The following is a 21,534-nucleotide window of genomic DNA, read 5'->3' as shown; positions in this document are numbered from 1 at the left end:
TATCGTTGTCGAGCCTTTAGCGGTTCGATTATTCGCCGCCCTTAGAGGCATAGTCGAACAGTCCGGTACGCTGTGCTTCATGACGCACGGCCATTTTGCTGGCGGTATCGCCTTCGGTAGGGATAATGCACCAGCCGCCGCCTTTGGCGAGCGTTTCATCAACCCCGCGTTCGAGCACTTCAGGACCGGGCTGTGAGCGCCAGTGGTCGCCGAGGCTTTCGGGAGCGTTACGAGCCCCGCCAAAACGTTCGGGCCGGGCTTGAGCTGCGTTCCAAATCTGGGTGTTGAGGATGCCGGGACATAGGATGGTCACGCCAATAGCATCCTCGGCAAGCTCCGCCGTAAGCGCTTCGCCAATGGATGCGGTCATCTGCTTGGTAGTGGCGTAGAGCGTGAAGGGGCCGCTCACCGGCGTCACGGATGCAGAGCTTGCGGTGATCCCAACATGGCGCGCGCCGCCGCGTGCTTTTAGCGCTGGCAACCACGCGCGAGCGGTGTGCATCGGCCCCATGACATTTACACCCATCAACCAATCAAGCGTGCGCGATTTTGTCCCGACAACTGTGTCTGCTGTGCCAACCCCTGCGTTGATCCAAAGCAGCGATGGCTCGATCCCTTGCGCGATGAGTTTTTTGGCAACCCGCGCGGTTTCGTCTGGATCAGAGACATCGCAGCCATAGCCAGATGAGCTTTCGCCGCACAGCCGCGCGGTTTCTTGGGCCTCATCAGCGTCAATATCGAGCGCGCAGATACGCATGCCCTTGGCGGCAAAGTGCTGCGCGAGCCAACGTCCAATCCCGCGTCCGGCACCTGTGATAACCGCCCAGTCGCCCGGAGCAGGGGTGTAAGCGCTCACTCAGCCGCTTCCGCCAGTTCTGCCCGCTGCGGGCCACGGATAAGGCCGCCGGGAGCCTCGCCGGTCCATTTGCCAGCCTCAAACGTCACAGCGCCGTTTTTGATCGTGTAATCATAGCCTTGCGCTTTCTGGAGGAGACGCTTGCCGCCTGCTGGCAAGTCAAAGGCGAGCCACGGGCGGCCAAGTTTAAGGCGCTCAAGGTCGATCACGTTGAGGTCGGCCATATAACCCGGCGCAATGACACCGCGATCTTCGAGGCCGTAGAGTACGGCGGTGTCGCGGCACTGGCGCTTGATCGCGTTCTCCAGCGTGATCCGGTCGCCGCGCTTGCGGTTCTTCACCCAGTGCTCAAGCATAAAGGTGGGCGAGGCCGCGTCGCAGATTGTGCCGCAATGCGCGCCGCCATCAGACAGTGAGTTCACCGTGTCGTCTGAGTGCTGAAGTGGGTGGAGGAAATCGAGGTTTCCGTCTGCGTAGTTCAGGATCGGCAGATAGATGAAACCCTTCGCATCATCGCGGCACAGCAGGTCATAGGCGTATTCCTGAGGGTCTACGCCGGCCGCTTGGCCGCGCGCATTGATGCTAGCCGAGGCTTCGGGTTCGTAGTCGAAATCATCGTCCATCTCATACTGCAAGGCCCAGCCCATGGTGATGACAGCGACGACTTCGAGGATGTCCTGCGGTGCATCGGTGTAATCGCTGGTCTCTGAAAGGAGCTGCGCCTTGAACGCAGGGTCCAAGAGTTTCGCCTTTTGCTCCTCCCACGGAAGATCCGCGATCGCTATCCAGCTTGGGCGGTAAACGAAGGGGTGAACCGTACCCTGCCACGCCATGATGATACCATTTCCGCGCAGCGCGATTTGCGCGACAATGTTTGCGCCATTGTCGTTTTCGGCGCGCATATTGGCGATTTGTTCGTCAAGCGGCTGTTCTTTGGCGATAGATTGGAGTGCTGCAAAGGTGACAGGAATGCCCGCCTCGCGGCTGAGTTTGCCCATCCATTCAAACTCGTTCCATTCGCGCTTAAGGTCGCTCGCCATCTCAAACACTGCATAACCGCCAGCGTCTCGGCCGCGGCCCATACCGTGCCCGATTGCGACCAGTTCTTCTGCCGTTGCGGTCGTGCCGGGGACAAGCTCGCCGTCGACCGATTTGTGAAGGACCGTGCGAGAGGTTGAGAAGCCGAGGGCTCCTGCGCGAACGCCTTCTTCGACGATGTCTGACATAGCCTTGATGTCATCCTCGGTCGGGACAGCGCCGGGTTGCTCGCGGTCGCCCAGCACATAAGCGCGCACCGCGCCGTGCGGCACATGCGTGCCCACATCGACCGTGCGAGGCAGCTTTTCGAGAGCGTCGAGATATTCGGGGAAGGTCTCCCAATCCCATGTGATGCCTTCTGCGAGGGCAGTTCCGGGAATGTCTTCGACCCCTTCCATAAGGCTAATCAGCCATTCGTGACGGTCAGGCTTCGCTGGAGCAAAGCCGACGCCGCAATTGCCCATGACAACCGTAGTGACGCCGTGCCAACTCGAAGGAGCCATTTCCTGATCCCACGTCGCTTGGCCGTCATAGTGGGTGTGGATGTCGACAAATCCGGGGGCGACGACCTTGCCCGCCGCATCAATCTCGCGCGCCGCATCGCCGCGCACTTCGCCGACCTGCGCGATCAGGCCGTCTTTGATCGCCACATCGCCCATAAAGCGTTCTTGGCCGGTCCCATCAACAATGGTTCCGCCTCTGATTATAAGGTCGAATGCTGGCATGATCTTTCTCCTGTCTCCTGTTACGGAAGGTCTCATATCGCAACCGTCTTGTCCAGATGGGTGAGGGCGCTAGTTTGGCGGGCTTGAAGGGGATGATTCTATGAAAATCAAAGCGCCGATATGGTTTGGACTTTTAGTCTCAGCTCCGGTTTTCGCGCAGGTGGAAGACGGCGTTTACAGGATTGATCCTGCCAACAACCTATCCGTGACCCTCGATTGCCTTGAAGCTGAGGGCGTGACCATCATCTCGGCGCACCGGGGCGGGCCTTCGCCGGGGCTTCCTGAGAACGCTATCCCGACGATGGACGCGGTGCTCCATGCTGCGCCTGCGATGATGGAGATCGACGTCGCGGCGAGCCCTGAGGGTGTGCACTATCTGATGCACGACCGCACCCTGAACCGCACGACCACGGGTGAGGGCGCGGTTACGGATGTGCCTTGGGATGTCGTCTCCAAGCTCCAGCTGGTCGATGAAGCGGGATGGGTGACACCTTACCGTGTGCCGACATTTGCTGAGACCCTTGGGTGGGCAAAGGGCAAGACTGTGCTTCAAGTGGACTTTAAGCGCACCGCCGATTTTGAGACCGTTGTGGCCGAAATCCGCTTGGCTGAGATGGAGCAAGGGGTGATCCTGATCGCCTACACCAAGGCGCAGGCATTGAAGCTTTATGAACTCGCGCCAGAGATGCTGATCTCCTATTCGGTCAATGCTCCCGGGGAGCTTGATGAGATTGTTGAGGCGGGTATCCCGGCTGAGAATATCGTTGCTTTCACAGGTACACGGGTGGCGCGGCCTGACCTCTATTCGGCGCTGGACGAACAGGATGTCGAAGTGATCTTTGGCACACTGGGCCGGCCAGACCGCTCGCTAGACGGCGTGTTTGAGCGTTTCGGCACCGATGAGCGCTATGCCGAGCTTGGCGAAGGCGGGGTGGACATTATCGCCACCGACCGTCCGCGTGAGGCCGCAAGCGCTTTGGCCAAGGCTGAGCGCCTTCCGGCGCCGGGCACCTGCGGCATCACACGCGGTGAGTGAAGCGGCCCGCACTCCAAGCTGGACCCCGCCCGCGGACAGCGGAATTGCGATCGAATTTGTCGAGACCAATGGCCTCACCTTTGAAGTGGCGCAGGCGGGTGCCAAGAATTCTAGCGGCGATCACCTTGCCCTCATGCTCCACGGTTTTCCCGAGCTGCATTATTCGTGGCGGCATCAAATGCCTTTGCTCGCGGCCAAGGGATACCGGGTGTGGGCGCCCAATATTCGTGGGTACGGCGCGACGGATCGTCCCCAAGAGGTACGCGATTATGCGCTCGACCGACTAACGAAGGACGTCGCCGACCTCATTGATGCAAGCGGTGCCAAACAGGTGACTTTGTTCGCCCACGATTGGGGAGCGATTATCGCTTGGGCCTTTGCAATCACGAAGCTTCGCCCGCTCACCAGATTGGTGATAATGAATGTGCCTCACCCGATGGTGGCTCGGCGTGAAATTCGGAAATGGCGGCAGATCAAGAAGAGCTGGTATGTCTTCGCCTTCCAACTGCCGTGGCTTCCGGAAAAGATGCTTGCGCGCAATGGCGGGAATGCGGTCGGCGATCTTATCGCGCGCACTTCTTGCAATCCCGATGCCTTCGGGCCCGAAGAGCGCGCTGTCTATAGCGATGCGAGCAGGAGGCCTGGTGCGCGAACAGCGATGGTTAATTACTACCGCGCTCTTTTGCGCCATGACGACACCATCGACTTAGGCAACGGGCGCGTCGATGTGCCGACCCTCATGGTCTGGGGCGAGGAGGATGTGGCGCTCAACATTCACTGCACCGAAGGGACCGAGGAATGGGTGAGCGATCTCACACTGAAACGCTTGCCCGGTGTTTCCCACTGGGTTCAGCAGGATGCGCCTGACAAAGTGAATGCCATCCTCGATGAATGGCTGCCGTCAGTTTGATTGGCCGCTTAGGCCGCTTTTTTGACTTTCACGGTGAGCAATGTCGCAGCGCCAATCGCAAAGAGCAGATTGATCGACGCCATTCCTGCGCGTTGATCGTTGAACCACAAGGTAAAGACCTCAACCAACAGCGGTCCCATCCACACTGTGATCGTGCCCGCGATAGCGTAAAGTCCAAAAAACTCCCCGCTGCGCCCTTCCGGGGCAAGCGTCACAAGCATCGCGCGGCTTGAAGAAATACTGGCTGTGGCAGTGATGGCCACCGCGCCGATCAAACCCAGATATGTGAGGTCTGAAAGGGTTTGAAAGGCGATGCCGTCCCAGACCTGCCTGTTTTCAATAAGGCCAAATGCAAGAGCATCGGTGGTGATCGACAATTGCAGGCCGAAGGCGATCACCATGCCTGTAATCTCGACAAACAGGGCGGTCTTGACCCCAAGCTTATTGTCGAGCCAGCCCCCGATCAGTCCTCCTGCAAAAGCCAGAACGCTGGCATAAATCGCATAGATGGTAAGCTCCAAAATCCCCCACCCAAGGAAGAGCGAGACATAAACCGCCGATAGGGCCAAGAGCGCTGCCATTCCGTCGGCATAAAACATGCGCGCGACTAGGAATTTGAGAAGCTCGCGGTAACGCGCCGCCTCTTTGAAGGTTTGGACAAGACCTCTTAGCCCTTCGCGCACCGCCGTGATCCAGCTTGCGCCCGGTGTGCCGGGATCGCGTGCGTTCAGGAAAAAGGGGACCGAGAAGAGCGCGATCCACACAGCGCAAATAGGCCCGACAATGCGCGCATGTTCAAACGCAGCCATGTCGATCCCGAATTGGGGTTTCTCGAAAGGCCAGCCGGCGATGGCAGGCAAGATGAATAAACCGATGAGCGCCAGAAAAATGAGCGATGCCGCAAGATTGCCTAGGCCAAGTCCCAGACCCGAAATAGACGATAGGCTGGATGGAGCGCCCGCTGCGGGCAGCATCGCATTGTGCGTCACTTCGGAATATGTGTAGCTCACATAGGCAACAACCAGCAGCGTCATGATCGCCCAAATTGGCAGGCCTTCGCCGCCCGGCAGTGCGAACCACAAGAGCGCAGAACACAGCGCAATCAGCGAAAAGAATAGGACGAGTAAAGGTTTAAGCCGCCCGCCGCGATCAAGCGCTGCACCCAATACAGGCGCGCTTAGTGCGGCGATTATTCCGGCCCATTTCGTGACAGAGGCGATTGCCGCCTGGCCTTGTGCGTTCGCAGAGGCTCGCGCCTCTTCAGGAGGCAGATGATCCAGTGCGCCGCTGGCCAGCACATCGGCACCGATAATGTCACGCGCGAAATAGGGCGCGAAAATATAGATGACGACAAGGATGTAGTAGGGATTGCGGGCCCACTCGAACACGGCCCAGGCGAAACCTGTCCGGTCAAGCGCTCCGCCTATGCCGACATGCGTCGAACCTGCTGCTGCGCTCTCTCCCGCCATTAGGTGAAAGCGTAGGGCGGCAAAGCCAAGCTGGCAAGCGGCCTCACATGACGCCCCTCAGGGGCACACTCAGGCGGCGTGCTGTTTCTCGCCTGCGTCTGGCCGGTCGAGGAAGCCCCGGATAGCAGCAACGCTCTCTTCTTCATGGCTAAGCAGGAACAGATGTCCGCCGCCCTTCATCACCACAAGCTCTGAGTTCGGGATCAGCATATCGAGGAACTTGCCGTTCGCGAGCGGCACAATCGCATCGCCATCGCCCATCATGATCAGCGTCTCTTGCTTTAATAGAAACGGCAAAGCAGGCGCGCTGGTCCAGCCGAGCATACAAAGGAGCTGATACATATATCCGCGCGGGGAGGGCGGCTTTAGGCGCGACATATGCCCGCCTTTACCCTTCGATTTGCCTAGGCCATCGCCGTAAAGTGTCTCAAAATTCTTCAGCATATAGTCCGCATCGACATAGCGCCGCGGATTGGCCATCTTGGTAAGCGCTTTAGGGCTTCCCGGCATCATCAGCATACCCGCACTCGTCGCGATAAGGATCACGCGGTGTGCAAGACCGGGATGCTGCATCGCGAAGTGCTGAGCCATGCCGCCTCCCCAGCTGATGCCCATCACGTCGACCTTGTCCACGCCAAGCTTTTTGAGAAGCTCAGCCGCCGTCCAGCTCATGGTAAAGGGGTTGTAGGGCATTATCGGATCAGGCGATTCGCCCACTCCCGGCATGTCGAACATGATGAAAGGGCGCTCACTCATCTGGTCAGCCAGAGGTGCGACCGCCTCAATATTTGCACCAATACCGTTGAAGAAAAGAACGGGGAGATGCTCCGAAGGCTTATCAAGCCTCCAAGTAGCAACCCGTAGCGTCCGCCTGGCCACCTCTTCCATTGTGACCTGCGCATCTTTCATCATATCACTCACGCCCGTCCTAACCTTTCAGATCGCGCCTTATTTGGCGAAGAGGGTGGGAGACACGGCTCGCAGATCCCGTGCGGGCTGTGCCTCCCATAAGCTGTTCGGCGCTTTTCTCCATGAGGTTACTATCAGACCTCTTCGACAACGTAGAGTCCCGGTGCGCTTTCTTGCGGCGGATGAGCCTTGCTGCCCACGGCCTCCGGTGCCGCTATTTTCTTGCCGGAACGCTTCTGAATCCACTCAATCCAATAAGGCCACCAGCTGCCTTTGACCTCTTCAGTGCCTTGCAGCCATTCGTCAGCGGTTTCAGGCAGAGCGCCTTTCTTCTTTTGGACGAAATATTTGGCCTTGGGGTTTGTCGGCGGGTTCAAGATCGCCTGCATGTGGCCTGACTGCGAAAGCACATATGTGACATCTTTCGAGCCAAACAGCTGGGTCGAACGATACGTCGCTTTCCACGGCGTAATGTGGTCAGTGACCCCGCCGAGAATAAAGAGGTCTGCGGTCACTTTGGTAAGGTCTATCTTGTGATCGGCCATTTCGGTCTCACCGGGCGTTGAGAAGGCAAGCGTCTCATACAGCCTCAAGAAATCACCCATCAGGCTTGCTGATAAATTGGTCGCGTCCGAGTTCCAGTAGAGGACGTCAAACGCAGGCGGGTCCATACCGAGAAGGTAGTTGTTGATCACATAGTTCCAGATAAGGTCATTGGGCCTGAGCCAAGCAAAGCCGCGCGCCAGATCGTCGGCTTTGATGATCCCTTTCTTCGCTGCACGCTTCTTGGCGATCTCCATGCCGTTTTCGCTTACCAAAGATCCCGCTTCAATGTCGGTGGCTTTGGGGTGGAGCACACAGACCATCAGCGTGAGAGTGCCCAGAACCGGATTACCCTTCGCAGCCAGCTTTGAGGCAAGCACAGACGCCGTCTGGCCCCCGGAACACCCTGCTGACACATTGACGGTCTTCGAACCTGAAATCTCCGAGACAATCTCCAATGCCTCTTCGCATGAGGCAATGTATTCGTTCATGCCCCAAGCGCCCTGTTCCTTGGACGGATTGCGCCATGAGATCACAAAGGTCTGCATCCCGTTGTCGACCTGCCACTTGATGATCGACTTCTCAGGGCTGAGGTCATTGATATACATCTTGTTGATCTGCGGCGGGATGGTGAGCTGAGGAACCTCGTACACTTCGTCTGTTGTCGGTGCGTAGTGGATGAGCTCATACATCTCAGTGCGGTGGACGACGTTGCCTTTAGAGGTCGCGATATTCTCGCCCAGTTTGAACGGACGCTTGTCGACTTGGCTGACCATACCCTTGTTATGGACGATGTCATTGTAAGCGTTTTGCAGGCCCTTAATGAGGCTAAGCCCGCCTGAATTGATCACCTGTTTTTGGGCGATAGGATTGCCAGCCAAGGTATTTGTCGGGGCGAGGCTGTCGATGATGATGTTCGAAATGAAATTGGCGCGGTTGCGTTCAAGCTCATCAAGCTCAAGGTCTTCAAGCCAATTGTTCATGCCTTTTTGCACTGCGAGGTAATATTGCGCACCAGCCCTGAAAAACGGGTTGAATTGCCAGGCCGGGTCCATGAAGCGTTTGTCTTTAGGGTGGGGCGCAAGGTCGCTTTTGCCTGTGACGATCTTGACCATATCTTCGGTCATAGATTGCGCATGCTTCATCAAACGCTTCGGATCAGAAGCTGTCTCGCGCAGCAACACGGCCACCGCGCCCACAAAATCCTCGCGCGCAAGGCCAACAAGCGGCCCGAGCGCATTGGTTGACTGCGCAGCTTCATTTTCCAGTGTCACTTTCGACTCAGGCATTGATGTGTCCCCTCATGATGGGCCGGAATTCCCGCCTAAACATATATATTTTCTTGATGGCGAGAACTGCGCATATTTGCAAGGTGATGCTCTTAAACCCTTTCAAAAATTGCTTTATTTACAGCCTTCAACACCGGCACCGAAGATGAGCTGGGAATTTAGTCTTCTTTCACTCATTTTGACTAGGATCACGGCGTGTGAATGAGGACCATGAATTTTAATGAGCCGATTGCTGTCTAGATTGTCGGGGGGAGACCAGAAGGCTTCTGCGCTGGGAAGCGGCGCAGATACTCCATTTGATTCCCGGCGCAGCGCAGCTCTGCTTGCAGGTCTTGAAGATGCCGGCCTTGGGTGGTTTTGGGAAAGCAATGCCGCAGGTCGGCTCACATATCTTACTGACGCTGCGATGTCGTCAGTTTCGTTCGGCAAGGATAGCTTGATTGGCTGTGAGCTTACAGAAATCTTCGCGACCGGAGATTCAGACGAATACGATTACACGTCCCGCCCACTGAAATTTCGTCTTGCATCTCGCAGTCCGATCTCACGCCTTAATGTGAAGGTGCTGGGCGACGACCAAAAAGAAGTGTGGTGGGAAATATCAGCGACGCCGCGCCTCGACGACACTGGCAATTTCCATGGCTTCTACGGCACAGCGCGAGACGTGACACGAAGCCTTGCGCGGACCCGCGATTCAGAACGTGCGGCGCAATATGATTCGCTAACCGGCCTTGCCAATCGTTTGCGCATGGCGCGCCAGCTTGAGCAGACATTGACAAGCTTTAAGCGGTCCAAACGATCCTGTGCAATCATGTTGCTCGATCTTGACCGTTTCAAAAAGGTCAATGACACGCTTGGTCACCCGGCTGGAGACGAGCTTCTCAAACAAGTTGCTGTGCGAATTAAGAAGCTTGTCGGCGATCAAGGGGAAATCGGCCGCCTTGGCGGTGATGAATTCCAGATTTTGCTCCCCGATATGGATGACCGCGGTGAACTTGGTGATTTGTCAAAGCGTCTCGTCCAAATGCTTTCGCAGCCCTATTCGGTCGAGGGCGCGCGTGCGATTATCGGTTGTTCCATCGGACTTGCTGTGGCGCCCTATGACGGCGTTGAGGTGAGCGAACTGGTCAAGGCAGCGGATTTGGCCCTTTACGCCGCGAAAGATGCTGGCCGCGGAACCTATCGTTTCTATTCGAGCAGCCTCAGTCAAAGCGCGCACTTCCGCCAGAGAATTGAAGACGACCTTCGCGATGCTTTAGCGCAGAGCGAGTTTCTCATTCAATATCAGCCTATTGTAGATGCCAAAACGCACAAGGTTGCGTCACTTGAAGCGCTCTTACGCTGGGAGCATCCTGAGCGTGGCCGGGTTTCGCCAGCCGATTTCATTCCGGTCGCCGAAGAACTTGGCATTATTAACAAGATCGGCGAGTGGGTGCTCGAAGAGGTATGCGCTCAATTGGGCCGCTGCCCTCCTGAAATCCGGGCCGCGGTCAATGTGTCGCCTACCCAGTTCGCCTCAGATGACTTTTATTCAGCGGTCGATCGAATCCTGACGAAAAGCGGGGTGGACCCATCAAGAGTTGAGTTGGAGATCACCGAAAGTGTGTTTGTCGGTGATCTGGACCGGACGATAAAACTGTTCAAGCAGTTGAAGCGGCGAGGCGTGCGCTTGTCACTCGACGACTTTGGAACAGGATATTCTTCCCTCAGCTACCTTCGCGATGCGCCGTTTGATAAAGTTAAGATTGATCAGAGCTTTGTGCGTGGTTGTACAGTCGAAGACAACAACAACAGCGCGCTGGTATCAGCCATTGTCAGCATGGCAAAGGCTCTCAAGATGGAAACAGTTGCCGAGGGTATTGAGACCCAGGATGAGCTAGCCATGGTGACTGGGCACGGCGCCACTCACTTGCAGGGCTACCTGTTCTCAAGCCCAATCTTCTTTGAAGATTTGCTTACACGTTTTAACAATAAGGAACTTGAATTCAAACCGCGCGGGCCGGAGAAGTATCGCGCTGAGCGGCGAACTGAGTTCCGGAAGATCGGCCTTATTCACGGCGATAGCCGCTATAATGTGTTCTTGCGCAATATCTCGAAAACGGGTGCGCGCATTGAAGGCTTGCTGGATGTGCCAGTTGGAACCGAGTTCGTTCTGGACCTTGGCGATGGTCAGTTGGCGATTGCGACCGTCAGACGCTCCAATGGTTTCTGCCAAGGCGTTGAATTTGAGACTCAGCTAATCAGCGACGGCAATAGAGGTCTGTGCACAAGGCACCGTGTGTCCCCCTATCAGATCGAAGCCGCTGGACGCCCGCTGGGCGCGCTCACCAATTCGGCTGTGGTCGCCTACACCGGCGGTATGCAATCTGCGAACAAAGCATTTGTCGAAGTCGACATAAGCGCTCAAATCAAAAGCTGATCAAACAGTTCGCTTGCAGCTCCGAACAGCCGCCGTTGCGCAATCGCCTCTGCGCAAATTAACTTTGTGTCTTAGCGAAAAAATAACCACCCGAGTTTACGCCTGATGAACACTGCGATGCGTGATTTTGTGCATGTGCTCATAGGGAAAGGACAGGTGAGAGGTGCCCCTGAAGGGTTTCTTGTCATCGATTGGTAACAGCGCCTCGCGCAAAGCCATAAGCAAGCTCTCCGATGGAGAGAAGCTTGCCATGCTCGATGATCTTGAGAAATCCGGCCTCGGTTGGTTCTGGGCAAGCGATGAGAAGGGCAATTTAACATACCTCTCCGGCACGATTTCAGAGAGATTGGACCTCCCGCTTAATGAAATAGTTGGACAGCCGCTTTCCAGCGTTTTCGTATCAGCGCAGCACGAGGGACGCACCAAATCGCTCGCCTTGATGCTGGGCGCTCACAAGTCTTTTTCCGGATTTGCGGTTCGCGCTGAAAAGCGCCCCGACGGCGTTGTCCTGCGGCTTTCCGGGCAGCCAGCTTTTGAAGGAAGCACCTTTGTGGGTTTCCGAGGGACGGGCTGGGACATTACGGACGAATATTACCGCGAGGAAGAAACCGCGCGTCTGGCAAAATACGATTCCCTCACCGGTCTTTCCAACCGGCACCGGATGAAGCACCTGATTGAGACAACACTGACGGCGTTCAAAGCGGCAAGACGCAGCTGCGGCCTGATGATGTTGGACCTTGATAAGTTCAAACACGTCAATGATACGCTAGGCCATGCCGCCGGTGATGAGCTTTTGAAACAAGTGACAGACCGTTTGAACCGGTCAATTGAGGTCGAGTGCGAAATTGGCAGGCTTGGGGGAGACGAATTTCAAGTCTTCCTGCCCGATATTGATGATCGCGGCGAGCTGGCCGAGATCGCGATGAAAATCATCACGATGCTCAAGCAGCCTTACACGCTTGAGGAAGGTCGCTGCGTCATCGGATGCTCGGTCGGGATAGCAGTGGCCCCTCACGACGGGGTGACCATGGACGAGGTCGTGCGTTCAGCGGACCTTGCACTATATGCTGCCAAGAACGGGGGACGCGGCCAATATCGCTTTTTTTCCGGAGAGCTCGAAAACGAGGCCATTTTCCGCCGCCGTCTTGAAGAGAACCTCGGCGAGGCAGTTCGCGAAGAGCAGCTTTTCCTCAAATACGAACCCATCGTGGAAGCAGATAGCGAAGCCGTTCGCGCGCTTGAGACCCATATCTGTTGGATGCACGAACAACGCGGCGAAATCGACGAGGAGGAATTTGCCTCAATTCTAGAGGGCTCTACCCAGGTAATAGAGGTCGGCACATGGGCAATCGAACAAGCTTGCTCGCATGCAGCCGAATGGCCCGACACTGTCCGGGTGGCGGTCAATGTGTCTGAGGTGCTTTTCTCATCTAACGGGTTTGTGGATGCGGTTTCAGATGCTCTTCATGCAGCCGATTTACCCGCCCACCGTCTTGAACTCGAAGTGAGCGAGGCGGTGTTCTTCGGCGATACTGACGCGGTTGACCGCACCCTTGGTCAATTGTTCAAGTTGGGTGTTCGCCTTACTCTTGACGAATTTGGCAGCGGTTACTCCTCGCTCGCTTACCTGCGCCGCGCACCGTTCGACGCCATCAAAATTGACCAGAAACTGATCGCAGAAGCGGACAAACATGACAGCAATGAGCTTGGTTTAGTCCGAGCAATTGTGGCGCTTGCGGGCGCTCTTGAAATGGACACGATTGCCAACGGAATAGAGAGCACGCAGCTGTTCAAGCGGCTAAAGAAATGCGGTGTTAAACGCATGGAAGGCCCGATTTACTCAGATCCCGTTGGGCTCGAAGTGGTCAACAAAGAGCTGACCGGAGAAAACTGGAATATCACGCCGAGCGGTGACCGAATTAAGCGGTCTAAACGGCGTACAGTCTATCGCCGGATTAGTGTCATACATGACGACCATTCCTATGAGGTGGTGCTGCGCAATTTGTCGAAAACAGGCGCATTGATTCAAGGTCTAGATGAGGTGCCAAAGGGTACGCAGTTCGTCGTTGATCTTGGCGGCGGCCAGCTCGCAGTTGCGACCGTGATCCGCTCGAATGGCGACACGCAAGGACTCGAATTTGAGCAGCCCTTAATTGATGATGGTTCAGGCGGTTTGTGCACGCGCAACCGTGTCTCGCCCTATGCGCTTTCCGCCGCCGGTGCTCCCCTCGCAGCGCTCTCACCGGGCAGCTATCACAAGATGCAGGGCGGCGGTCTGGGGCATCACAGTGTTCCTCAATTCACCTACGCCCCCCAAGCCCGTTTCGAGGCGGCATAAACTGCTCTTCGAAATCGCAGCCGGATCAGTTGCATTTTTCTTAAATGACATGGAGGTCAAGGCCCGCTAGACGGCGGGTGAAATGACTGATCTCTCAAAAATCCGCAACTTCTCTATCATCGCTCACATTGATCACGGAAAGTCCACATTGGCTGACCGTTTGATCCAATTCACTGGCGGCCTCACCGCACGTGAAATGTCTGAGCAAGTCCTTGATAATATGGATATTGAGAAAGAGCGGGGCATCACTATCAAGGCGCAGACCGTGCGTCTTAATTACACCGCGAAAGACGGCGAGACCTATCAGCTCAACCTGATGGACACACCGGGCCACGTTGACTTTGCTTACGAGGTCTCACGTAGTCTTGCCGCATGCGAGGGCGCGCTTCTGGTGGTGGATGCTGCCCAAGGGGTTGAGGCGCAGACCCTTGCTAACGTCTACCAATCGATCGAGCACGACCACGAAATCGTCTCCGTCATAAACAAAGTCGACCTGCCCGCCGCCGAACCAGAGCGCGTGCAGGAAGAGATTGAAGAGGTTATTGGCCTCGATGCGTCCGATGCTGTCATGACGTCTGCCAAAACCGGTATCGGCATCGAAGATGTGCTCGAAGCCGTTGTCGCCAGAATCCCGGCCCCGCAAGGGGACCGCGACGCACCGCTGTCTGCATCTCTCGTCGACTCATGGTACGACCCCTACCTCGGCGTTGTCATCCTTGTGCGCGTCATCGAAGGCGTGCTCACCAAGGGCCAACAGATCAAATTCATGCAAGGTGGCACCCATCATCTCGTCGACCGCGTCGGCTGTATGCGCCCCAAGATCGAGCAGCTCCCCGAACTTGGCCCCGGCGAAATTGGCTTTATCACAGCGCAAATCAAAGAGGTCGAACAGGCCCGCGTCGGTGACACCATCACCACGGTGAAGGGCGGGGCGACCGAGGCGCTGCCGGGCTATAAGGAAGTCCAACCCGTCGTTTTCTGCGGCCTGTTCCCAGTGGACGCCGCCGACTTTGAGAAGCTGCGCGAGAGCATCGCCAAACTGCGCCTGAACGACGCCAGCTTCTACTTCGAGATGGAATCGAGCGCGGCATTGGGCTTTGGTTTTCGTTGCGGGTTTCTGGGGCTCTTGCACCTTGAAATCATTCAGGAACGGCTGAGCCGCGAATACGATCTTGACCTCATCACCACCGCGCCTTCGGTGGTCTACCGTTTGCAACTCAGCAAATCGAAGACTGAGGATGCCAAGGAGATCATGCTCCATAACCCGGCCGATTGGCCCGATATCAACCGCATTGCGATGATTGAGGAGCCGTGGATCAAGGCGGTGATCTACACCCCCGATGAATATTTGGGTTCAATCCTGAAACTGTGCCAAGACCGCCGCGGTATCCAGACCGATCTCACCTATGTTGGCGGCCGCGCACAGGTCACTTACGAGCTGCCATTGAACGAGGTGGTGTTCGACTTCTACGACCGTCTCAAGTCAATCTCGCGCGGCTATGCCAGCTTTGACTACGAGCAAATCGGCCTTCGCGAAGGCGACCTCGTAAAGATGAACATCCTCGTCAACGCAGAGCCCGTGGATGCTCTGTCCCTGATCGTCCACTCAGGGGTAGCCGAAGAGCGGGGCAGGGGGATGTGTGAGCGCCTCAAAGACCTGATCCCGCGTCACCTGTTTAAGATTCCCGTGCAAGCGGCTATCGGCGGCAAAATCATCGCCCGCGAGACGATTGCAGCGATGCGCAAAGATGTGACCGCAAAGTGCTATGGCGGCGACATTAGCCGTAAGAAAAAGCTCTTGGAAAAGCAGAAAAAAGGCAAAGCCAAGATGCGCGAATATGGCAATGTGAGTATTCCGCAGGAGGCGTTCATTGCAGCGCTGAGAATGGGCGAAGAGTGACCTTCTGCCCGCCTGCTCAAAGGTATCTGAGGTTGCCACCGGTGCCCGTGATTTAGCCGGTTATCTCGCTCAATTCGCCTCTCTCTTTCTAAGCCCGCGCGCCGCCTTCGCCGCGATTAGCGCCGCGCAGGCCTTGTGCTGTCACCTGAGGCCGTCCACACTATGGCTGGAGAGAGGCACCACGAGACATGACACAAATTCACAAGCGCACATGCCATATTTGCGAGGCCAATTGCGGTGTTCTGGTTGAGGTTGAGGGCCGCCGCGTACTCTCGATCAAAGGCAATCGGGATAACCCGTTAAGCCGTGGGTACATCTGTCCGAAGGCGACGGCTATCGCCGATCTTCAGGACGATCCAGACCGGCTGAGAAGGCCGGTGAAGCGCACTGCGGATGGCTGGGAAGAGATCGAGTGGGACGAGGCTTACCGTGAGATAGCGGGTAAGATTGCCCAGCTCGATCCTGAAGGGACGGCCTCGGCATTCTACCGGGGTAATCCATCTGCGCATGACTACGCACTTGTGCTGCAATCACGCCATCTCCAGCGCGCCGTTGCCTCAAAGCGAAGCTATTCGGCTTCAACCCTCGACCAGATGCCGCATCATTATGTGCAATATCAGATGTACGGCCATGTCAGCCTGGCCGCTGTGCCAGATATTGATCGGACACAGCACCTCGTGATTCTCGGCGGCAATCCTATGGCATCAAACGGAAGTTTGTGGACCGTTCCCGATTTTCGAGGGCGCTTGAGAGAGCTGCATGCGCGCGGCGGTAGGCTTACGGTTGTCGATCCGCGCAAAACCGAAACCGCAAAGGTTGCGGACCAATGGATCCCGGTAAAGCCTGGAACGGACACGGCGCTGCTGATCGCTATCCTCAAATCCATCCTTGAGACGACAAACGCCTTGAGGAAGGGACTCGTCGAGGTTTGCGATGAAAGGCTTGCGCATGTTCGCGCCGCGCTTGAGGGGTTCGGTATGGGGCAACTGGTCGCCTATTGCGGGGTGAGCGAAGACGAAATCCGCACCATTGCGGCCCCCTTTATCGCAGGGGAACCCTCAGCGATCTATGGCCGTATGGGCGTTTCCGTTTGCGAATTTGGCGCGCTCAATAACTGGCTTGTGCAGCTCATCAACCTTGTTTCCGGCAACCTTGATCGGCCAGGTGGAACAATGTTTCCGAAGCCCTTGTTCGACCTTGTTGGGCTCTATGGTCCGGGCGGGGTGAGCACGGTGGAGACTGTGCGCGGCACTATGCCATCTGTTATGGGGGAGACGCCGATGGTGGCGTTTGCTGATGAGATGCTGCGCGAGGATGAGGGCCGCATCCGTGTGCTCTTCGTCCAATCGGGCAATCCGGTTTTGTCAGCGCCAGATGGCCGCAAAACCGAAAAGGGCTTGGCAAAGCTCGACCTAATGGTCGCATTCGATCCGCACATCACTGAGACATCGCGTCATGCGCACTATATTTTGCCGCCTTGCGGACCGCTGGAAAAAGACCACTTCACAATGTTCTTTGGGCCTTTATCCGTGCGCAATTTCGGAGCCTATTCCTCGCCGACCTTGCCGATGGAGGAGGGGGCCAAAGCCGACTGGGAGATTGTGTCCGAACTCGCCATTGCGGTGCACGCGGCAAAGGGATGTGCGGTTCCCAATATTCAGCATCCGCGTGACCAATTGGATGGTCTGCTAAAGGCCTCACCTGCTGGTATGAGCCTTGCCGAGGTTGAAGCTATGCCAGATGGGGTCGACCTTGGTGCGTTGGAGGTGTGTATCGCCAATCGACTGCAAACGCCCGACCGCAAAATCCACACCGCCCCGCCAGAGCTGTTAGCTGATCTGGACCGCTTCTTACAAAGCATGGCAGAAGAGCCTCAACGTGGGCTCCGCTTGATTGGCAGGCGCCATATCCGGTCAAACAACAGCTGGCTCCATAATTCACGTCGCCTCGTGAAGGGGCCGGATCGGTGTACCTTGATGATCCATCCTGCCGATGCCGAAGAGCGCGGCATATTGGATGGGCAAAGCGTTACAATTCAATCGGATATCGCGTCGGTGCAAACCGCCGCTGAGATCACCGAAGACGTCATGCAGGGCGTGGTTTCTCTGCCTCACGGGTGGGGGCATAACCGCGATGGAGTGAGCTGGAAAACGGCAAGCGAGAATGCAGGTGTTTCTCTGAATGATCTCATCGGAATGCAGCGTTTTGACGTGCTCACCGGCAATGCCGTTCTCAACGGGATTATAGTGAACGTACACCCCAACCAGGCCGCAATTGCATCGTGACAAACGGCTGCCTGCTTTAGCAAAACTTTAGGGCCTTTTGCGCTAAGGCCTCGGCATGGTGAATTTGCGCTCAAAATCGCTATCATGTGCTCTCGCCCTGGTTTTGGCCGTATCGCTCAGCGGCTGCGAAATGCTGAGCACGTCTTCGACCTACGAGGATGCTCAGCGTGCCTATGATCAAGGGCAGTATCGCATTGCTAATGCGCATCTCACTGAAATCCTTCGCACCGGCGAAGTCGATGAAAGGGTGCGTAAGCTTCAGTTGGACCTCATGCTCAAGTTCGGCAATGGCAACCGTGCAATGGCCGCGATTGAGCTGCTTCCTGAAGATGCGCTTGGTGATGCAGAGCGCCGCATCGCAACAGCGCACGCACTCATTTTGCAAGGGTCGGCTGCGAAAGCATTCGAGATGTTTGAGCCGCTCGCATTTGAAGACTATGCAGAACAGGACCTGCGCATGCGGTTGTGGGCACTGCGCGATATGGGCAAGAATAACTGGTTTGAGCGCGAAATGGATGATGCGCTTTCGCGCTATCCCGGTAGCCCGCATCTCAACGCGCTTGCCGCCGATTACTTTTACGACCGCCGCCTTGCACCGAAAGCCAGCGCATATGCCGACAAAGCGGTAGAGGCCGGCCCCGAGGTGCTCGAAGCGCGCCTTGTTGCAGGGCGCAAAGCAATTTTTGAGGGCGACCTAGAACTTGCGATTGAGCATTATACCAAAGCCAACGAGATCAATCCGAACAATGCTCTTCCGCTGGCCAATGTGGTGGGCTTGCATCTTGATCTTGGGCAAACGGATGAAGCGGGCAAGGTTCTGAAAATCGCGCTTGATAATCACGGGAAATATCCATTCCTGCAATGGCAGTTGGCACGCTACAACCTTGCCAAAGGCGACATTCAAGGCGCGCGGGATGCTAAAGACCGGGTTGAGCGCCAATTTGCAGAGAACCCTGAGTTCATACTGCTTATGGCCGAGATCGAAGCAGCCTTCGGCAATAAAGGCCTGGCGCTCGACAATTACCGCCGCTTTGTGCGCGAGGCAGGCGAGGTCCCGGAGGTGATGCAAAAAATCGCCGAGCTTGAGAGCTGATCACGTTCTTTTTGAACGCCATTGCAAACTGATCGCGCAAAACCTTGCGAACTTCACTTGGCGTTCACCAAGAGGCTGGCTATATCGCGCCGTTATGACCAGCACGCTTCGTTCTAAACTCACCCGCGCAGGCCTTTTGGGCGCTGTAATCCTCACAACAGCCGCTTGCGGTGGTGGCTCTGCCAATGAAGATGTGGCCTATGTCGCACGCGATGTGGAGACGCTCTATGCCGAGGCGCAGCGCCGTCTTGATGGCGGAAACACTCAGGTCGCTGCCGCCCTATTCGACGAGGTAGAGCGCCAGCACCCTTATTCACCTTGGGCCCGCCGTGCTCAGCTCATGAGTGCTTTCAGCTATTACATCTCGCGCGATTACAACAAGTCGATCCAGAACGCTCAGCGTTTCCTGTCGATCCACCCGGGCAATAAAGACGCTCCATACGCTTATTATCTGATTGCGCTGTGTTATTACGAGCAGATTTCTGACGTGAACCGCGATCAGTCGATCACAGGGCAGGCGCAAACCGCGCTTCGCGAGGTCAACCGCCGTTTCCCGCAGACCGAATATGCGGCCGATGCACGCTTGAAGCTTGACCTTGTCGCTGATCACTTGGCAGGCAAGGAAATGGAAATCGGCCGTTTCTATCAGCGCTCGGGCCGCTGGCTCGCAGCGCAACTGCGGTTTCGCAATGTGGTCGACGACTTCCAAACCACCAGCCACACGCCAGAGGCGCTCTATCGCTTGACCGAAAGCAGTTTGGCGCTGGGTATCCGCGAGGAAGCGGTAAAATACACAGCCGTGCTCGGCGCGAACTATCCAGGCACCGAGTGGTACGAGAAAGCCTTCGAGCTTGTCGGTGACCACGCGAGCGACGTGACGCCGAGTTGAGAGGTTATGGTGACGGCGAAGTAGGCCGTTACTCTTTGGTTTCGTAGCTCACTCGGGTGCCGTATGTCCCCGTTGTAGGAATGCCGTTTCTATCACGAGCAGGTTCGAAACGCGCGAGATCGGAGCAACCCTTTGCAGGCAGCCTCATCGAGCAGCTTGCTACCGCTAGATGATACGACTCGGCAATTGGTCGCTCTTCCTTTCTCTGTGACAGTTGCACTTATACCAACGGTTCCTTCGATGCCCTCACGCTTCGCCGTTGAGGGGTAGATATCGAGGATTCTCATGATCCAGCGCGCCTCATTACGAGGGACCGCAGCACGGGCTTGGCTCTGCGGTGCAGATTGTCCAACGGTATTGTTCATCCTGGGGGCTACGGGTGGGGGAGGTCGCAATTTCGTATCACAAATGGTCTTCCACCCCTCGTGCGCTGCCTCGGTTGGTGTCAAGATACACGCTTGCCCAGGCCTAGCCTTTGGCGGTGTGACACCATCGCTTTGGATGAAGGCAACGGGGCGGCCGAATGCAATCTGGGCGGGCCAATGGGCAAAGCTCTTCTTGATGACCATGCGGTTCTGATCGTCAGGTTCCAGGACTCCTTCTTTTACCAGCTGCGCGATACCATAATGATAGGGCAGCACATCATAGGTTGCCGCGGGCTCAGCGCTGACGATCTCATCCGGGTCGATCTCGGCAATATTGGACAGATCGCCGCGGAGCACATCATTCCAAAGGCGGGATCCGTAACGAGGCGGAACTATCGAGGCGGGACGTTCGTCCAAAGGGCGTTTTGTGGTCAGTGATGGTAACGAGACGTGATAGACATTGCCCTCTGCCCCAATCTTATCTGCACGCTGTTTGCCTACCGAAAAGGCGATGGCATCAGCCCCTTGGCGCCCGCTTTCAGACGCCCGACCGATATCGCCTAAGCAACCGACGGGGGCGATGGAAACCTTGGTTTCATCGAGGCCGATCACACCCGCCGCCGAAGTGCGAGGGACATCGTTTCGCCGGGCGCCGGAGGCTTGATCCATGGTAATTGTTTTCTCTGATCCAACGATGACATGCTCGACGCGCTCGGTCGCGCCCGAAAGACGCCATATCGTCGGACGAAAGCTGCCCAGTAAGAGATAAACCGGTCCCTTGGCTTGCTCGATTTCGACCTCTGCAACCCCCGTCACAAAATCAGGTTGGCCAAGATAGGTGGTGGAATGCACGCTTGCCGCGTAGGTGCCAAATGCGACAAACTCCGCTTGTGGAGAGGCAGCCGGGAAGTTGCATCCTATCTCCTGCAAGCGGGTGCGGTTCGAAGCAATCTGCCTCGCCTGTTTAAGCGGCGCTTCCTCGTTCTCGTCGATCACGCCATTGGCGTTTTGGTCGAAACGGTCGAACGTATCGCCCGCCATGGTGACCAACTCTTGTGAAGTGAGAGCGCCATCGCCGTCTGGGTCTAACGCCAGCAGTTGTTTGAGCTGGTTGTTCTGGCGATTTCTGCGACGATACGAAGGAGTAATCGACATCGCCTCTTCCAACGTCGCGATACCGTCCGCATTTGCGTCAAACCGCTGAACCGTTCTTTCGGCCTGGTGCCTGGCCTGATCTTGGTTTTCTTGCCCCGCGAACTGGAGAATCTCGTCTACATCGATTTTGAGGTCGCCATTGTAGTCATTGCCAAGCAAGCGGCTGGCATTCTGCGCCCGATCGCGTGTTTGCGCTATCGTCTCATTACGGTCGATATCGGCTTGCGTTAGGCCGCTGTTGTCTTTGTCCAAATCGCTTAACGGCCGAACCATGCTCGAGATGTACTGCTCGCGAGCGCTATTTCGGCGGATTCCCTG

At 56.5% G+C, this 21,534-nt stretch carries 14 protein-coding genes; 8 read left to right on the top strand and 6 right to left on the bottom strand.

All coding sequences use genetic code 11. From position 1 onward, the window contains the following. Positions 1 to 28: 28 nt before the first annotated feature. Positions 29 to 856, bottom strand: coding sequence for an SDR family NAD(P)-dependent oxidoreductase (locus AC0V60_RS06905; RefSeq protein ID WP_486177759.1), 828 nt, complete (start codon positions 854 to 856; stop codon positions 29 to 31). Next, on the bottom strand, positions 853 to 2,619 hold the full coding sequence (locus AC0V60_RS06900; protein WP_486177758.1) for an N-acyl-D-amino-acid deacylase family protein: 1,767 nt from the start codon (positions 2,617 to 2,619) through the stop codon (positions 853 to 855). Before AC0V60_RS06900 ends, AC0V60_RS06905 begins: the two co-directional genes overlap by 4 nt. Before the next feature lie 100 nt (positions 2,620 to 2,719). Between AC0V60_RS06900 and AC0V60_RS06895 the strand changes: the two genes are divergently transcribed. Together AC0V60_RS06895 and AC0V60_RS06890 are read left to right on the top strand one after the other, a co-directional pair. Continuing rightward, positions 2,720 to 3,655, top strand: a complete 936-nt coding sequence (locus AC0V60_RS06895; RefSeq protein ID WP_486177757.1) for a glycerophosphodiester phosphodiesterase family protein — start codon at positions 2,720 to 2,722, stop codon at positions 3,653 to 3,655. Further along, the gene (locus tag AC0V60_RS06890; protein ID WP_486177756.1) at positions 3,648 to 4,565 is read left to right on the top strand and encodes an alpha/beta fold hydrolase; all 918 of its coding nucleotides are present in this window, start codon (positions 3,648 to 3,650) and stop codon (positions 4,563 to 4,565) included. Before AC0V60_RS06895 ends, AC0V60_RS06890 begins: the two co-directional genes overlap by 8 nt. Positions 4,566 to 4,573: 8 nt before the next feature. On the opposite strand, the gene AC0V60_RS06885 is transcribed toward AC0V60_RS06890, so the two are convergent. The 3 genes from AC0V60_RS06885 to AC0V60_RS06875 form a co-directional block, all read right to left on the bottom strand. Further along, positions 4,574 to 6,034: an MFS transporter gene (locus AC0V60_RS06885; protein ID WP_486177755.1), complete on the bottom strand. Its 1,461-nt coding sequence runs from the start codon at positions 6,032 to 6,034 to the stop codon at positions 4,574 to 4,576. A 69-nt stretch (positions 6,035 to 6,103) separates the two neighbouring features. Further along, entirely contained in the window at positions 6,104 to 6,946 is an 843-nt protein-coding gene (locus tag AC0V60_RS06880; protein WP_486179458.1) for an alpha/beta fold hydrolase, read from the bottom strand. Positions 6,947 to 7,077: 131 nt separating this feature from the next. Then, positions 7,078 to 8,775, bottom strand: coding sequence for an alpha/beta fold hydrolase (locus AC0V60_RS06875; RefSeq protein ID WP_486177754.1), 1,698 nt, complete (start codon positions 8,773 to 8,775; stop codon positions 7,078 to 7,080). 220 nt (positions 8,776 to 8,995) lie between these two features. Between AC0V60_RS06875 and AC0V60_RS06870 the strand changes: the two genes are divergently transcribed. From AC0V60_RS06870 to AC0V60_RS06845, 6 genes are all read left to right on the top strand, one after another. Further along, positions 8,996 to 11,191, top strand: coding sequence for an EAL domain-containing protein (locus AC0V60_RS06870; protein ID WP_486177753.1), 2,196 nt, complete (start codon positions 8,996 to 8,998; stop codon positions 11,189 to 11,191). 163 nt (positions 11,192 to 11,354) lie between these two features. Next, positions 11,355 to 13,529 carry an EAL domain-containing protein gene (locus AC0V60_RS06865; RefSeq protein ID WP_486177752.1) on the top strand — a complete coding sequence of 725 codons (2,175 nt, stop codon included), beginning with the start codon at positions 11,355 to 11,357 and terminating at the stop codon, positions 13,527 to 13,529. Between the two features lie 82 nt (positions 13,530 to 13,611). After that, positions 13,612 to 15,429 (top strand): translation elongation factor 4, encoded by a 1,818-nt coding sequence (lepA, locus tag AC0V60_RS06860; RefSeq protein WP_486177751.1) that lies wholly within the window; start codon positions 13,612 to 13,614, stop codon positions 15,427 to 15,429. Between the two features lie 188 nt (positions 15,430 to 15,617). Further along, positions 15,618 to 17,714 (top strand): molybdopterin-dependent oxidoreductase, encoded by a 2,097-nt coding sequence (locus AC0V60_RS06855; RefSeq protein WP_486177750.1) that lies wholly within the window; start codon positions 15,618 to 15,620, stop codon positions 17,712 to 17,714. A 130-nt stretch (positions 17,715 to 17,844) separates the two neighbouring features. After that, on the top strand, positions 17,845 to 18,807 hold the full coding sequence (locus tag AC0V60_RS06850) for a tetratricopeptide repeat protein (protein WP_486177749.1): 963 nt from the start codon (positions 17,845 to 17,847) through the stop codon (positions 18,805 to 18,807). Between the two features lie 94 nt (positions 18,808 to 18,901). Continuing rightward, a complete protein-coding gene (locus AC0V60_RS06845) occupies positions 18,902 to 19,696 on the top strand; it encodes an outer membrane protein assembly factor BamD (protein ID WP_486177748.1) in 795 nt (264 codons plus the stop codon). A 92-nt stretch (positions 19,697 to 19,788) separates the two neighbouring features. Here AC0V60_RS06845 and AC0V60_RS06840 read toward each other — a convergent pair whose 3' ends face one another. After that, positions 19,789 to 21,468, bottom strand: a complete 1,680-nt coding sequence (locus AC0V60_RS06840) for a TonB family protein (protein WP_486177747.1) — start codon at positions 21,466 to 21,468, stop codon at positions 19,789 to 19,791. Positions 21,469 to 21,534: the final 66 nt, after the last annotated feature.

This window comes from Erythrobacter sp. S259 (assembly GCF_057364965.1).
The sequence above is the reverse complement of the archived record's forward strand: the minus strand, read 5'-3'. Positions and strand labels throughout refer to the sequence as shown.